Genomic DNA, 16,169 nt, shown 5'->3' with positions numbered 1-16,169 from the left:
CGCCTTTGATTACGTAGCTCTCCTATTAGATCAAACTATCGACTGATGCCATTCATCGCAAACATAGCTCAACTCAAGAGTCTCGCTATCGTAGGGACTGCCAAGAATGTGGGTAAGACGGAAAGTCTTAACTACATACTCGGTGCGCTACGAGAGCGTCACCCTGAGCTGCAGCTCGCGCTGACGTCGATAGGCATCGATGGAGAGCTACGTGATCAGGTCACACAGACGGACAAGCCTGAGATAACCCTGCACAACGGGATGCGCTTTGTGACGGCTGAAAACTTCTTTCGCAAGAAGCTCCTACCAGCCGAGATATTTGACATTGATCGCATCTACTCCTCTTCGATCGGGCGGCTTATCTATGCCCGAGCACGGGGCATCGGCAAGACGCTCATAGCGGGTCCCCCCTCGACGGGAGGGCTGCGTCGTGTAGTCGCCCGGATGAATCAGGAGGGCGTTGATCTGACACTCATCGACGGCGCGCTATCACGTCTCTCACTAGCATCTCCCTCGGTAGCTGAGGGTATGGTACTTGCCACGGGCAGTGCTTACTCGGCTCAGCCCGAGCAGTTGATCAAGCGCATGCGTGAGTTGATGCGCCTGATACGTCTGCCCCAGCTGACCGACAGAAAGCTCGCGGAGCAGCTCGCAGAGGTGGACAAGGGGGTTCGTCTCATAACAACTGAGGGGGCTATCGTAGACCCAGGCTTTGCCTCGGCACTTACCCCCGACATGTGGCGTGACACGACTTGGCTAGCCGAGGGCGATATGCTCTACGTACCAGGCGTGGTCAGCGACAAGCTGCTGAGTCAGTTACGGCTCATCAAGCGGCATCGACAGCTTGTGGTCAAAGACTTTACTCGTATCTTTGCATCGGGACAAGCTGTGCAGAGTTATCTAGCTACTGGCAGGGAGATAAAGACTCTATATAGTAGTAAGCTCATGGCGGTCACCTTCAACCCGCTAGCCCCGTCAGGCTATCGGCTAGACAGTGAGCGCATGTGTGGGCGTCTATCCGAGGCTCTTGAGGTCCCTGTATATGATGTTAGAAGGCTATGAAAGACCTACGTAGTTGTATAGACCAAATAAGCGGACTGCGCTATGTCGTGGAGGAGATGCACTTCAACTCTTCTCCAGGACGTATGGCTATGCTGGCTACGCCCTGGAGTAGCGAGGTGGAGACTATCGAGCAGCGACTGGATGAGGTGGCTCGCTACATAGACTACCTCTCTGATCGTGAGCAACAAAAAGGCATGCAAGAGGTGGCGATACATCTCTGCGAACTGATGAATGTCTCGGGCTCTATCGAGACGATCAGACAGCCTCAGGTCATCTGTAGCGATATCGACCTCTTTGAGATCAAGCGACTCGCGCTCATCGAGGAGAAGGTGCGTCGCCTCGCCGAGCAGTATCATCTAGAGATCTTACAGTGCCACACACTCACTGAGGTCGTGGATATACTAGATATCGATGGGGAGCGACTACCGAGCTTCTACATTAGCGACAGCTATAGTGCAGTGTTGCGCTCTCTACGCAAGCAGATGGAGCGCACCTCCGAAGAGACCGAGCGAGACGAGCTAGCGGTCCAATGTGCTATCGAAGAGGATCGCGTACGGAAGCGGCTCACAGAGGCGCTACACCCTTACGCTGACCAGATAGAGGAGGCTCTAGAGGCTTTGGCACAGATAGACAAGCTTCACGCCATTGCTCAGTGGGCTTTGGCACATAGCTGCTGCCGTCCTAAGCCTATACGCTCTGGCGAGAGCACGCTGACAGATCTGATACACCCAGAGGTAGCTCATCACCTAGCTGAGCGACAGGACAAGTTCCAGCCAGTGACGATCTCCTATACAGATCAGCCTACGCTCATCACAGGAGCTAACATGGCAGGTAAGAGCGTCTTGCTTGCTTCGATAGGATTGGCGCAGTGCCTCATGCAGTTTGGCTGCTATGTGACGGCACAAGAGGCTCAGCTGGTGCCAGTCGATGAGGTGATCTTCTCCATCGGAGATGATCAAGACATCAAGTCGGGGCTCTCTTCCTATGGTGCCGAGATGCTACGCCTCAACCGAATCATCGAGTCGGTCAAGGGGGGTAAGCAGGTCTTAGCACTCATTGACGAGCCAGCCCGCACGACCAATCCAGAGGAGGGACACGCACTGGTGAGTGCCCTCGTACAGCTCTTCGCTCAATATGCTGTGCGAGCTATCATCACAACACATTACAGTGGCATCTTGGGGCGATGCCACAGATGGAGAGTACGCGGCTTCGTGGAGGAGCGTCTACGCAAGCCACTCGAGATCAACCAGCTCAATCGTTGTATCGACTACTCTCTCATAGAGGATACCCAGACCGATGCGCCTCACGAGGCTCTGCGCATAGCAGAGATACTAGGCATGGATAGGGAGCTATTAGATTTATGCGAAAAGAACTTAGCAACAAAGAATGAAGACAAGTAAAGTAGGTATAGACTTTGCCAAAGTGGACAAAGCACGCAGCGCCGCCGGCACTATCGCCGAGGAGGTGCAGAGCTTTGTTGACCGCTATACGACTGTTACGGTCGAGCGCACGCTCTGTCGCTTCGTCGGGATTGACGGAGTAGACGAGCATGATGTGCCTCTGCCCAACGTCGTCGTGACACATCTCAAGGAGCAGGAGGCTCTCTCAGACGGAGTTTTCTTTTACCTTGCCAACGCAATGCTGGCTACGGGCATGGATCCACAGCAGATCGCTGAGGGTGTAGCTCGTGGCGAGATCAACTTAACGCACTATCCGGCACGCAAGCCTGAGGAGATAGCCGATGTGCTAGAGCCTTACATCCTCAAGGGTATGCAGCGCATCGTCGAGCATAGAGAGCGCCGTGAGAACTACCTCAAGACGATCGGTGAGGGCCCTAAGCCTTACCTCTATGTGATCGTCGCTACGGGTAATATCTACGAGGACGTGATCCAGGCACAGGCTGCAGCACGACAGGGTGCTGACATTATCGCTGTGATCCGTACTACGGGACAGAGCTTGATCGACTATGTACCTTTTGGTGCTACGACCGAGGGCTTCGGTGGTACCTATGCTACACAGGAGAACTTCCGCATCATGCGCAAGGCGCTTGACGAGGTAGGCGAGGAGCGTGGCAAGTACGTACGTCTCTGTAACTACTGTTCGGGTCTCTGTATGCCAGAGATCGCTATCATGGGTGCTTTCGAGGGACTAGACGTCATGCTCAATGATGCCCTCTACGGTATCCTCTTCCGCGATATCAATATGCAGCGTACGATCATCGACCAGTACACGAGTCGTGTGATCAATGGCTTTGCCGGCGTCATCATCAATACGGGTGAGGACAACTACCTCACGACGGCTGACGCTATCGAGCAGGCGCACACAGTGCTAGCGTCTGACTTTATCAATGAGCAGTTTGCTCTACGAGCAGCCCTCCCTGAGGAGCAGATGGGTCTAGGACACGCCTTCGAGATGGATCCGATGACCGAAAACGGCTTCCTCTTCGAGCTGGCGCAGGCTCAGATGACGCGTGAGATCTTCCCCAAGGCTCCACTCAAGTATATGCCTCCTACGAAGTTTATGACCGGAAACATCTTCCGTGGTCACATACAGGATGCACTCTTTAACATAATAGGTATCTGGACACATCAGGGACTACAGCTCCTCGGTATGCCGACAGAGGCTATCCATACGCCTTTCATGAGTGACCGCTTCCTCTCGATCGAGAATGCGCGCTACATCTTCAACAATATGCGCTCCATCGGTGACGAGGTTGAGTTTAAGGAGGGTGGTATCATCCAGAGTCGTGCTCGTGAGGTGCTAGACAAGACGCTAGACCTCCTCGAGGAGATCAAGGGCGAGGGACTCTTTACCGCGCTCTCTAAGGGTATCTTTGCAGATATCAAGCGACCTCTCGATGGAGGACGTGGGTTGGACGGCGTCAAGCCAAAGAGCGAGCGCTACTACAACCCGACACTAGAACTAATGAAGAACCGTAAGATACAAGGCAAGCTATGAGTGGAGGACTATATTCAATGGAGTCGAAGGACTTTGACCGTACCCTCGACCTTTCGCAAGTAAAGCCTTACGGCGACACCATGAACGATGGTAAGGTACAGCTGAGCTTCACGCTGCCTGTACCTAAAGGAGCTGAAGCCGAAGAGGCTGCTAAGCTCCTACTCAAGGAGATGGGACTACAAAACCCGATGGTTGTCTTCTCAGAGGAGCTGACCAAGGGCTTTACCTTCTTCAATTGTTATGGTAGTTGCACCCATACGGTTGACTACTCCAATATTTACGTGCCCAAGGTCGAGTCGACCACCTGGAGCATGGAGGAGACCGACGAGTACATCCGCACCCACATCGGGCGCAAGCTGGTGGTACTAGGAGCTAGCACGGGAACCGATGCGCACACGGTAGGTATCGATGCGATCATGAATATGAAGGGCTTCGCAGGTCACTACGGCCTGGAGCGCTACGACATGATAGACGCTTACAACCTCGGTAGTCAGGTGCCCAACGAGGAGCTCATCGCCAAGGGTATCGAGATGAATGCCGATGCCCTGCTCATCTCCCAGACGGTCACGCAAAAGGATGTACACATCAAGAACATGACCGAGTTCATCGAGCTCATCGAGGCCGAGGGGCTACGCGACAAGATGATCGTCATCTGTGGCGGTCCACGTATTTCGCACGAGCTGGCTAAGGAGCTAGGCTTTGACGCTGGCTTTGGAGCTAATACCTTTGCCGACGATGTAGCGTCGTTTATCTGTCAGGAGATCGTGCGTCGTAAAGAGGCTGCGGGTAAGTAATATACCCACTTGGCTCCGCAAAGTAAGAAGTAATATAAATCAAGGTATAATACGATATGGAACTAGACAAGAATCAAGTCAGAGAGGTTATCGCCAAGCGCGTAGCCCTAGAACTAAAGGATGGCGATGTCGTCAACCTCGGCATCGGTCTACCCACGATGGTACCCAACTATCTCAAGCCAGATGTGCATGTGATGCTACAGTCTGAGAATGGTATGATCGGTATGGGTGGTGCTCCTGCTCCAGGCCAGGAGGATCCCCTTTGGATCAATGCTGGTGGTGGTGCTATCACCGCTGTACCAGAGGCTGCCACCTTCGACAGTGCTACCTCCTTCGGTATCATCCGTGGAGGTCACGTAGATGTCAGCATCCTCGGCGCACTACAGGTCGATGAGGCTGGTGACCTAGCTAACTGGATTATCCCTGGCAAGCTCGCCCCCGGTATGGGTGGTGCTATGGATCTGCTCGTAGGTACACGCAAGGTGATCCTTGCTATGACCCACACTGCAAAGGGCAAGGCTAAGATCCTCAAGAAGTGTACCCTACCACTCACAGCAGCTGGTCAGGTAGACCTCATCATCACCGAGCTATGCGTCATCGAGGTACGCAAGGGTCAGGGACTCTACGTCACAGAGATCCGTGACGGCGTCACACGTGAGGAGATAGAGGCAGCCACCGAGGCTACGCTACACTACGTGGACGATGTCAAGCCCATGCGTCAGTAGTCTTACGACACTACCCTTAGAGCCTGCCGTCTTCGGGCGGCAGGCCTTATCAAGCAACAACACACTATTATAGACAATCATATTTCAAACTATGGACTTTAGTAAGACCCCACAAGAGGAGCTATTCTTGCAAATGATCAGAGAGTTTGCAGAGAAAGAGGTCAAGCCTCTCGCTGCAGAGATCGATGAGCAGGAGCGCTTCCCCATTGAGACTGTTCAGAAGATGAGCAAGCTGGGCATCATGGGTATCCCCATTCCCAAGGAGTACGGAGGCGCAGGCTCTACCGTACAGATCTACACGATGGCTGTCGAGGAGCTCAGCCGTGTCTGTGCTACCACAGGCGTTGTCGTCTCTGCTCACACATCACTATGCTGTGATCCTATCATGAGCTTTGGTACAGAGGAGCAGAAGCAGCACTACCTCCCTAAGCTAGCTTCAGGTGAGTGGATCGGTGCCTTTGGTCTCACGGAGCCCAATGCTGGTACAGACGCTTCTGCACAGCAGACCTTTGCTGTCGAGGAGGAGGAGTGCTATATACTCAATGGTAATAAGATCTTTATCACCAATGCTGAGTACGCTCACGTCTATATCATCTTTGCCATGACGGACAAGAGCAAGGGCAACAAGGGTATCTCTGCCTTTATCGTTGAGAAGGACGACCCCGGCTTTTCTGTCGGTAAGCATGAGCTCAAGCTCGGTATCCGTGGCTCTGCTACGTGCGAGCTGATTATGGAGAACTGCCGCATCCCCAAGGATCGTCTCCTAGGCAAGGTGGGCGGTGGCTTCAAGGTAGCCATGCACACCCTCGATGGCGGACGTATCGGTATCGCAGCTCAGGCACTCGGTATCGCTCGTGGTGCTATGGACGAGACTGTCAAGTATACCAAGGAGCGCAAGCAGTTTGGTCGCAGCATTGCCAAGTTCCAAAACACACAGTTCCAGCTAGCAGACCTCAAGGCTCGTATCGACTGCGCTAGCCTGCTCGTACGTCGTGCAGCGTGGTGCAAGGACAATGGTCTCTCTTACAACCTAGAGGCAGCCGAGGCTAAGCTCTTCTGCGCTGAGACCGCTATGGATATGACGACAAAGGCTGTACAGTTCCACGGTGGCTACGGCTACACCCGTGAGTATCCAGTAGAGCGCATGATGCGTGATGCTAAGATTACCGAGATCTACGAGGGTACCAGCGAGGTACAGCGTATGGTTATCGCAGCGCACCTACTCAAGTAATGACCCCTTAGGACACTTATTAGACATATGAAGATTATAGTATGTATCAAGCAGGTACCCGATACCACTGAGATCAAGCTCGACCCCGTCAAGGGCACTCTGATCCGTGATGGCGTACCCAGCATTATGAACCCCGACGATAAGGGGGCACTCGAGCAGGCTCTGCTCCTCAAGGATCAGTATGGCGCTGAGGTCAGCGTGATCACTATGGGACCTCCCCAGGCTACCGCTATCATCCGTGAGGCATTTGCTATGGGTTGTGACAAGGGCTACCTCATTTCAGATCGTCGCTTCGGAGGTGCCGATACCCTCGCCACCAGCTATACCATCTCTCATGCACTCAAGACGCTTGACTACGATATCATCCTCGCAGGACGTCAGGCTATCGATGGAGATACAGCACAGGTAGGTCCTCAGATCGCTGAGCAGCTAGACCTGCCTCAGATCACCTACGTAGAGCATGTAGACTATGATGGCAAGAAGACTCTGACCGTCATGCGCAACGTCGAGGAGGGACACGAGACCCTAGAGGTCGAGACTCCCTGTATGCTCACCTTCCTAGCATCTGCTTATGAGCCTCGCTATATGAATGTCCCCGACATCATGACCGCCTTTGACAAGGAGATCACCACGCTGACGGCTGACAGCTTCCCCGTTGAGGAGGAGCGTCTAGGACTCAAGGGCTCTCCTACGCGTGTCAAGAAGTCCTTTACCAAGGGTGCCAAGGCTATGGGTACTCTCTACGAGGAGCTGACACCTGAGGAGGCTGCTGATTTGATTATCGAGAAACTTAAAGAGAAATTCATCATCTGATATGGATAAGACACAGTATAAAGGAATTCTAGTCTTCGCTGAGCAACGCGAAGGCGTCATCCAGAATGTAGCCTTTGAGCTCATCGGCAAGGCTCGTGATCTAGCCGATCAGATCAACGAGCAGGTCACCGCCATCCTATGTGGCTATCAGGTCAAGGGGCTATCAGACCAGCTCATCCATGCAGGTGCTGATCGTGTACTAGTCGTCGATGATCCCAATCTCAAGGATTATCTCACCGAGCAGTACGCACAGGCTGTCTATCACCTCGTCACCGTTTACAAGCCTGAGATCGTCCTCTTTGGTGCTACCACCATCGGGCGTGACCTTGCTCCTCGTCTCTCTGCGCGTCTACGCACAGGTCTCACAGCAGACTGTACGTCACTTGAGATCGGTGAGGACCGCAACCTCATGATGACCCGTCCCGCCTTCGGTGGTAACCTCATGGCAACCATCGTCTGCGATCAGAATAGGCCTCAGATGTCTACCGTACGCCCAGGCGTCATGCGTCGCAAGGCTGACGACAAGACACGCACCGGCGAGGTCGAGGAGGTCAAGGTACCCTTTGACGAGCGTCGCTTTAAGGTACGCCTCGTCAGCAAGAAGCACGAGACCAAGAACATGGTCGACATCACCGAGGCTAGCGTACTCGTATCTGGCGGACGTGGTGTAGGTACCGACGGTGGCTTTGACAAGCTCAAGGCTCTAGCACAGGTCATCAAGGCTGAGGTCTCCTCCTCACGTGCTATGGTCGATGCTGGTATCATCGGGCATGAGAGACAGGTCGGACAGACTGGTAAGACCGTACGTCCTGACATCTACTTCGCATGCGGTATCTCAGGAGCCATCCAGCACCTCGCTGGTATGGAGGAGTCGGAGTATATCATTGCCATCAACAAGGACAAGTTTGCTCCCATCTTCCAGGTTGCCGACCTCGGTATCGTAGGCGACCTGCACAAGGTACTGCCCGTCCTCACTGAGCGTCTCAAGACGCTTCAAGCTAACAAGAAGTAAAAACACCCTACACTGCCATGACAGACTTCCAGACCATACATTATAGTGTCAGTGCCAATGGGCAGATCGGTACCCTAACGATCGATCGCCCCGAAGCACTCAACGCACTCTCTACGCAGGTACTCAGTGAGCTAGAGATCGTCATCGATCAGATAGCTCAGGAGCGCACCGTGCGCGTCCTCGTCATCACTGGAGCCGGACGCTCCTTCGTTGCGGGGGCTGACATAGCCGAGATGGCAGAGCTAACGCCCCCGGAGGCACTCGCCTTCGGTGAGCGTGGTGCTCGTGTCTTTCGCAAGGTAGAGCTACTCTACTGCCCCGTCATAGCAGCCGTCAACGGCTTTGCACTCGGTGGTGGCTGCGAGCTATCCCTAGCGTGCGACCTACGCATCGCCAGTGACAAGGCTAAGTTTGGTCAGCCCGAAGTCGGTCTAGGCATCCCCCCAGGCTTCAGTGGCACACAGCGTCTACCCCGTCTCATCGGGGCAGGCGCCGCCAAGGAGCTCATCTACACCGCACGTGTCATCAAGGCCGACGAGGCACTCACTCTAGGACTGGTCAACCGTGTCGTAGAGCCTGACGCACTCATGCCCACCGTGACCGAGCTGGCAGAGGAGATAGCAAGCAAGTCGCCACACGCCGTAGCGATCTCTAAGCGAGCTATCAATAGGGGGCTGCAGAGTGATATCGATACAGGCATTGCCATTGAGAACGATCTCTTTAGCAACGCCTTCGCACATCCCGAGCAGCGCGAGGGTATGTCCGCTTTCCTAGAGAAGCGCAAACCACAATTCTAAAACTCACTAGAGCGTGTCGCACTCCTGTGGCACGCTCTATTTCAAACCAATAACTCTATGAAAATAGTCGTATTAGGCAATGGCACCATGGGTGCAGGCATCGTGCAGACGATGGCGCAGAAGGGTCTCGCCGTCACGATGAAAGGACGTAGCAACGAGTCACTAGACCGTGCTATGCAACGTATGAACAAAGGGCTTACCCGTCTCGTCGAGAAGGGCAAGATGACCGCCGAGGACGCTGACCAGATCATCGGACGTATCACCGTCACGACCGACTACGCCGACATCGCTCAGGCTGATCTAGTCATCGAGGCTATCTCTGAGGAGATGGAGGTCAAGAAAGAGATACTTCGCGAGATCGATGGTCTCGTAAAGCCCTCAGCAATCTTTGCTACAAACACCTCTTCGCTCAGCATCACCGAGCTAGCCAGCGTCACCAAGCGTCCTGAGCAGGTCATCGGTATGCACTTCTTCAACCCCGTACCTGTCATGAAGCTCGTCGAGGTCATCAGCGGTCAGTGCACCTCTGAGGAGACCCTCGAGGCTACACTCACACTCTGTGAGAAGCTTGGCAAGACTGCCGTCAGGGTGAGCGAGGCTCCAGGCTTTGTAGTCAATCGTATCCTCATCCCGATGATCAACGAGGCTATCGGAGAGTATGCCGATGGCGTAGCCACCGTTGAGGAGATCGATACCGCTATGCAGCTCGGTGCTAATCACCCCATGGGACCGCTCGCACTGGGTGACTTCATCGGTCTAGACGTCTGCCTAGCCATCATGGAGGTGCTCAACAACGAGTATGCAGACCCCAAGTATCGTCCACATCCCTTGCTCCGCAAGATGGTTCGTGCTGGGCAGCTCGGACGCAAGAGTGGCAAGGGCTTCTACGACTACTCTAAGTAGTCAGTCCTCTTAGTGGTAGCTCTACCGCATCAAGCCCAAAGCTAAGCACTAGAGCCACACACCTTTACCAGCGAGGGAGTATCACCAGCAGTGGTGGTACTCCCTCGTTTGGTTTGTAAAAAGAAACTGTTGCAAAAGTCAATAGTCTTATAAGACGTAGGGAATAGTCTCGTCATCAACTGCGACGAGAATCTTCTCCCCAGAAGCCATTGGCAAGGCTAGATCATAGCTCTCGACAAAGGAGGTCGCCTCCACGAGCTTCGTACCATCAGCACGATAAATGGTCAGATCGTGATGCTTACCGTCAGCTACACGTATGGTCAGTCCTAGCTGATTTCGAGAGATTTGCAGATCCAGAGGTGTAGTCCTAGACGCTTCAATCGTCTTATTGCCTGTAAAGCCATTGACAGCCTCACAGATACCTGAGTGGTGGAAGTGGTACACATCACCATTGGGCGCTGTATAGCATAGGGGTATGCGAGTCTCGTAGCCATAGCCTCCAGTACTCTCTTCAGTCCTAATACCCGTAAATAAAAAGCCAAAGGAGTAGCCGATGCCCTCTATCCAGTAAATTTCAGTAGATGGCAGCGGGATACCCGTCATATCCTTCATAATATAGACTAAGCGATCAGCATCATACATGTGTCTAGTCTCAATAGCTGAGACGACTAGCGTATAGCGACTTTTCGTATGGTCATACAGCGCTGTAGACCCATCAATGTCGTGAAGGGTCACTTGATCTCCCACCTTGAGGTTATAGTCCCAGAGCACATACTCAGGGACTTCACCTTTCTCCCCTCCTTTGACGCCACTCTTGTGTCGTGCATAGATCTTCCCGCCAGGTAGATCCTCTCTCAGGTAGGTGTAGGCGTAGCCGTAGTCTGTCTCATCACCTAAGACAAAGTAGGTCTTACCATCTATTGTCTCCAGCTTCGTCAGAGCGTATTGATCTGTACTAGAGTTCCAGTAGTTCCAATGTTCAGGCTTTTCACTGGTCTGACAGTATATGCCGAAGGTGACCTTGTAGACCAGCCATTTGGCTCCCGCCTGTATGGTGGGGATGGTTGGATGCGTCTTTGGGGTGGGCGGAGTCTCTTGAGCTGATAGGCCCCAAAGGCTAGAGATGAGAACAACTAATGTAGCTGTGATTCTAGTGATACGTCTCATAATTGTCGTGGTTAGGTTATAGTTTGTGGATTCTCAGCGTATTTATTGGTTGGTCGTACCTAGTGCAGGGGGAGCAATATCACAAGGCAAATCATTGTAAAGCAATGGACTAGTGCGGACTTATGTGCTTACGTCCGCAAGTTACACGATTTCCACTAAATGTGCAAAGTGTTTGCTCCCGCCCTCAGTTTTAGCAAAAGACAAGTCAACCATTCTTCAGGGATGGGCAAACGTCTCGTTGTGAGACGTTTTCCAAAAAACTTTCCAGCCTTGGAAAATAAAATTTCCAACGCTGGAAACTTTACTTTCCAACGCTGGAAAAATAGTTTTCCAATGCTGGAAACCTTCTGGAGGGCATGGCGTAACAGCCATTGCACGAAATAGTCGTACCTTCGCAGTGTCTTTAGGTAGACGGATCTATAGAATAGACGCAAATGATACCACAATACAAGAGTAATCCACCGCAGTGGACAGAGATATACAGCCAATCTAACCTCCCCGCAGAGCTACAATCGCTCAAGGACCTGACGATGAACTTATGGTGGTCTTGGCAACCACGGGCGATACGACTCTTTCAGTCTATCGACCCTGAGCTATGGGCGCAGACTGATGGCAATCCTCGCTGGATGCTTCACCTTCTGGGGGCGGAGCGTATAGCGGAGCTTTGCCAGGACCAGCACTTCCTCGCAGAGGTTCAGGCGCTGTATGATGAGCTGCAGGCTTATCTGCAGGAGCGTCCCGATGAGACGCGTCCCTCGGTCGCTTACTTCTGCATGGAGTACGGCATTAGCAATACGCTACACATTTACTCGGGTGGCCTAGGCATCCTCGCGGGTGACTATGTCAAGGAGGCGAGCGATAGCAACGTTCGGCTCACCGCCGTGGGGCTCCTTTATCGCTACGGTTACTTCACACAGAGCCTTGACCCAAGTGGTAATCAGGTGGCGCACTATGTGCCGCAAAACTTTCACAATCTGCCCCTTGAGCCCGTACTCAACGAGCGTGGTGAGCGTCTGACACTACATCTGGAGATGGCTTCGCTGCCCGTGGCTTGTCAGGTGTGGCGTGTGCCGGTAGGTCGCGTGTCGCTCTATCTGCTAGACACGGATGTGCCTGAGAATGGGGGTCTGGCGAAGAGCATTACCCACAGCCTCTATGGTGGTGACTGGGAGAATCGACTCCGTCAGGAGTACCTCCTAGGTATCGGTGGTACGATGCTCCTCAAGCAGCTCGGCATCACGTGTGATGTGTACCATATGAATGAGGGTCATGCGGCCTTTATGAATGTGGAGCGACTGGTCAATCTAGTGGAGGATAGGGGCTTGCCCTGTGACGTGGCACTGGAGGTGGTGCGCGCTTCTTCGCTCTATACGGTGCATACGCCTGTGCCAGCGGGGCATGACTACTTTGAGGATGCTTTGATAGATCGTTACTTCACGCCCTTCTATAGTCGTCTGGGTATCTCTCGTGATGAGTTTATCCAGCTAGGCAAGGATAGCCACGGGAGCGGCGGTAAGTTCTCCATGAGCGTCTTGGCACTACATACTTCGCAGGAGGCCAATGGCGTGAGCAAGCTTCATGGCGATGTGTCGAAGCGTATGTTTGCTCCTGTATGGGAGGGCTTTTTCCCCGAGGAGAGCCACGTCTCCTATGTAACGAATGGGGTGCACCTGCCTACCTGGGCAGCGCCTGAGTGGCAGCAGTTCTTCGTCCGTCACTTCGGTGCTGACTACCTGAACCATCAGTCTCAAGAGGAGATGTGGGCTAAGATCATGAGCGTGCCGAGTGAGGAGATACGTCAGATACGTCAGCGACTCAAGAGACGACTGATACAGCACATACAGAACACGATCATAGAGACTCACGGAGAGATAGGCCTTCCGCCACAGCTTGCTAAGGCAACGCTCGACGAACTAGAGGAGCGGGCCCTTTACATAGGCTTCTCACGACGCTTCGCTACTTATAAGCGTGCTCACCTGCTCTTTGAGGATCTAGAGGCTTTGGCTAAGATCCTGGACAACAAAGAGCATCCCGTTCGCTTTATCTTTGCGGGCAAGGCGCACCCGGCTGATGGTGGTGGGCAGGCACTTATCAAGCGTATCATAGAGGTGAGTCGTATGCCGCAGTTTGTCGGTAAAATCATCTTCCTGCCCGACTACGACATAGCGCTTGCCAAGACGCTTATCCCAGGTGTCGATGTATGGCTCAACAACCCGACACGCCTCATGGAGGCCTCTGGTACTTCTGGCGAAAAGGCAGAGATGAACGGAGTCCTCAATCTCTCCGTGCTGGATGGCTGGTGGTACGAAGGGTACAAGGAGGGTGCCGGCTGGGCACTCTCGGCAGAGCGTACCTACACGGATCCGCATCTGCAGGATCAGCTTGATGCCATGACGATCTATCAGCTCATAGAGCAGGAGATCGTACCTACTTACTATGCCGACATGCCGACTGGTTGCTCGGATCGCTGGGTAGACTATATCAAGCGCTCGATGCTCTACATCGCGCCACACTTTACGATGCGTCGCATGCTGGACGACTACTACGAGCGCCTCTACAATAAGTTGGCAGTACGCTCCGAGCTGCTAGAGCATCAGGGCTACCAGCAGGCTCGTAATATAGTGGCTTGGAAGCAACGGGTCGCTGCCACGTGGGATACGATCACCGTGCAGGAGGCGACCTTCGAGGGGGTCATGCGAGAGCCAAACTACAACGGCCAGCATAGCGATCCGACCTTTAGGGTGACGATTGATGCGGGGCAAGTGGAGGCTGATCTCGTTGCCGAGCTGATTGTTACGACTCGGGACGATCTGACGGGCGAAGTGCAGTATGTGGGCAAGGATCTCTTTCACGAGGTGATGCCACGCTTGGGGACGATCCGCACCTATGAGCTAACGGTGCCATCGGCTCAGCCAGGCAAATATCAGATAGCGGTGCGTCTGCGTCCTTATCTGCCGGAGCTGCCTCATCTGATGGACTTCGCTTACGTCCGCTGGATCTCGTTCTGAGTGATGGCCTTTGGCTGTTAGCTTTTGGCCATGATCAGGTAGCAAGTTTTGAAATAAATAATGAGAGGACTCAATCGCTGAATCGGGGCGGTTGAGTCCTCTGCTTTTATTCAGATATTCTTATGATAACCTATTGGTAGCAAAAAGACAACGAAGGGGCAATCGACAGACGATACCTTCGCGTAGACAATCTAGGAAACGCAATATATCGTAATCTACTATGAAGCAAAAAACACAATCCCTCACACGACTTGTCACGCTACTCATTAGCGCCATCATCTTGCTAGCCCTCCCACTAGAGGGGTGGGCTGAGCGTCCCCCGCTCAGTGTGAAGTCGCAGTACACGCTCCTCGTCTGTAGCGATCCACACATTATGGCTCCTGAGCTAGTCGTTCAGGAGGGCCCTGCCTTTGAGGAGACATTACGTAGCGATCGTAAGCTGCTCCTCGAGAGTGTGCAGATCTTTGATCAGTTAATAAAGGAGGCACTAGAGATACGTCCTGATCTCTTCCTCATCTGTGGAGACCTCACGAAGGATGGTGAGCTGGCTAGCTATCGTTACCTCACGCAGCGGCTAGATCGACTCACAGCGGCTGGTATCAAGGTGCTTGTTGTGCCTGGTAATCATGACATTAACAATCCCCTTGCTCAGATCTACCTAGGGGATCATACGACTGCTACGGAGCATGTTACTCCCGATCAGTTTGTCCAGATTATGGCACCATACGGGTATGACGCCTCCTCAAGTATCTCGAGAGGACCGGCGCTCTGCTATGTGTCAGAGCCACTCCCAGGGCTACGCGTCATCGGCATCGATGCTTGTCAGTACGATGACAATATCGCCAATAACTACCCCACGACGGCTGGCCGTCTTGATGAGGAACGCATCCAGTGGATCGAGGATCAAGTGCGACAAGCCAATGCTCAGGGCAAGCAGGTCATAGCGATGATGCATCATGGCATCGTAGAGCACTTCCCGGGGCAGTCGCTACTGGCTAAGGAGTATCTGATACAGGATTATGATCGCATCGCAGAGCGACTCGCCGAGGCTGGTCTGCAGTATGTCTTCACGGGACACTTTCATGCTCAGGACATCGCAGCCAAGAGCTACAACCAGAGCGTCATACATGACATAGAGACTGGATCCACAGTCACATACCCCTGTCCATATCGTTTGGTTGAGGTCACCCCGACAGAGCTACGTATATCCTCTCGTCAGATCGCCTTAGCGATGCCCTCTCAGAGAGCTTCAGAAGGTACGATCTCTTTGCAGGACTACGCTTATCAGCACCTGGAGCTTGGGATGAACGATTTAGTACGCTTCCTCACGGAGCATCTAGAGAGTCAGGATAGTGCTTCGGTTATAGCTCCTTATAAAGAAGTGATAGAGCAGGCTATACCAGAGCTAAAGCCTCTATTTATGGAGATCTATGCAAATCACCTGCAAGGTGACGAGCGGGGCCTGCATCACAATCCAGATAGTACGGCAAGGATGACGGAGCCATATCCGGGTGATCTCTTTGATCAGACGAAGGGGTTGATCCAAGGATTGGTGCCATCGCTAACTCAGCAGATAGAGCTCTTTGAGACGGCTCTATACGACACCTCAGAGTCGGACAATAACGTATCGCTGCCTTACGATCACACCGCTCGCCTGGATCGACAAAGACTTGCCAAGAGCAAGCCATAGAATATAGGA

13 protein-coding genes are annotated in these 16,169 nt (G+C 53.2%); 12 read left to right on the top strand and 1 reads right to left on the bottom strand.

Annotated elements, in window-relative coordinates:
* Positions 1–45 precede the first annotated feature (45 nt).
* The 10 genes from kamB to Q2J34_RS02045 all read left to right on the top strand — a co-directional run bounded on the left by kamB (position 46) and on the right by Q2J34_RS02045 (position 10,295).
* A complete protein-coding gene (gene kamB / locus Q2J34_RS02090) occupies positions 46–1,062 on the top strand; it encodes a lysine 5,6-aminomutase reactivase subunit KamB (protein ID WP_300969170.1) in 1,017 nt (338 codons plus the stop codon).
* Complete coding sequence (gene kamC / locus Q2J34_RS02085) at positions 1,059–2,462, top strand: lysine 5,6-aminomutase reactivase ATPase KamC (RefSeq protein WP_300969169.1); 1,404 nt, start codon at positions 1,059–1,061, stop codon at positions 2,460–2,462. Before kamB ends, kamC begins: the two co-directional genes overlap by 4 nt.
* Positions 2,449–4,020, top strand: a complete 1,572-nt coding sequence (kamD, locus tag Q2J34_RS02080) for a lysine 5,6-aminomutase subunit alpha (protein ID WP_300969168.1) — start codon at positions 2,449–2,451, stop codon at positions 4,018–4,020. The genes kamC and kamD overlap by 14 nt, the downstream gene beginning before the upstream one ends.
* Entirely contained in the window at positions 4,017–4,814 is a 798-nt protein-coding gene (gene kamE / locus Q2J34_RS02075; RefSeq protein ID WP_298887776.1) for a lysine 5,6-aminomutase subunit beta, read from the top strand. The genes kamD and kamE overlap by 4 nt, the downstream gene beginning before the upstream one ends.
* A 56-nt stretch (positions 4,815–4,870) precedes the next feature.
* Positions 4,871–5,539: a 3-oxoacid CoA-transferase subunit B gene (locus Q2J34_RS02070; RefSeq protein ID WP_025882796.1), complete on the top strand. Its 669-nt coding sequence runs from the start codon at positions 4,871–4,873 to the stop codon at positions 5,537–5,539.
* Positions 5,540–5,630: 91 nt separating this feature from the next.
* The gene (locus tag Q2J34_RS02065; RefSeq protein ID WP_297117568.1) at positions 5,631–6,770 is read left to right on the top strand and encodes an acyl-CoA dehydrogenase; all 1,140 of its coding nucleotides are present in this window, start codon (positions 5,631–5,633) and stop codon (positions 6,768–6,770) included.
* Positions 6,771–6,797: 27 nt separating this feature from the next.
* Entirely contained in the window at positions 6,798–7,583 is a 786-nt protein-coding gene (locus Q2J34_RS02060; RefSeq protein ID WP_298887766.1) for an electron transfer flavoprotein subunit beta/FixA family protein, read from the top strand.
* Position 7,584: 1 nt separating this feature from the next.
* Positions 7,585–8,595, top strand: a complete 1,011-nt coding sequence (locus tag Q2J34_RS02055; protein WP_298887763.1) for an electron transfer flavoprotein subunit alpha/FixB family protein — start codon at positions 7,585–7,587, stop codon at positions 8,593–8,595.
* Positions 8,596–8,612: 17 nt separating this feature from the next.
* On the top strand, positions 8,613–9,392 hold the full coding sequence (locus tag Q2J34_RS02050) for an enoyl-CoA hydratase-related protein (RefSeq protein ID WP_298887760.1): 780 nt from the start codon (positions 8,613–8,615) through the stop codon (positions 9,390–9,392).
* Between the two features lie 57 nt (positions 9,393–9,449).
* Positions 9,450–10,295 (top strand): 3-hydroxybutyryl-CoA dehydrogenase, encoded by an 846-nt coding sequence (locus tag Q2J34_RS02045; protein WP_298887757.1) that lies wholly within the window; start codon positions 9,450–9,452, stop codon positions 10,293–10,295.
* A 147-nt stretch (positions 10,296–10,442) separates the two neighbouring features.
* Here the strand turns inward: Q2J34_RS02045 and Q2J34_RS02040 are convergent, their stop codons facing one another.
* Positions 10,443–11,462, bottom strand: a complete 1,020-nt coding sequence (locus tag Q2J34_RS02040) for a hypothetical protein (protein WP_298887754.1) — start codon at positions 11,460–11,462, stop codon at positions 10,443–10,445.
* A gap of 434 nt (positions 11,463–11,896) precedes the next feature.
* Between Q2J34_RS02040 and glgP the strand changes: the two genes are divergently transcribed.
* Positions 11,897–14,470: an alpha-glucan family phosphorylase gene (glgP, locus tag Q2J34_RS02035; RefSeq protein ID WP_298887751.1), complete on the top strand. Its 2,574-nt coding sequence runs from the start codon at positions 11,897–11,899 to the stop codon at positions 14,468–14,470.
* A 220-nt stretch (positions 14,471–14,690) separates the two neighbouring features.
* Complete coding sequence (locus tag Q2J34_RS02030) at positions 14,691–16,160, top strand: metallophosphoesterase family protein (protein ID WP_298887749.1); 1,470 nt, start codon at positions 14,691–14,693, stop codon at positions 16,158–16,160.
* Positions 16,161–16,169: the final 9 nt, after the last annotated feature.

This window comes from Porphyromonas vaginalis (assembly GCF_958301595.1).
Lineage (GTDB): Bacteria > Bacteroidota > Bacteroidia > Bacteroidales > Porphyromonadaceae > Porphyromonas > Porphyromonas vaginalis.
Note: the sequence above shows the minus strand (reverse complement) of the source record. Positions and strands in the feature narration are given on the sequence as shown.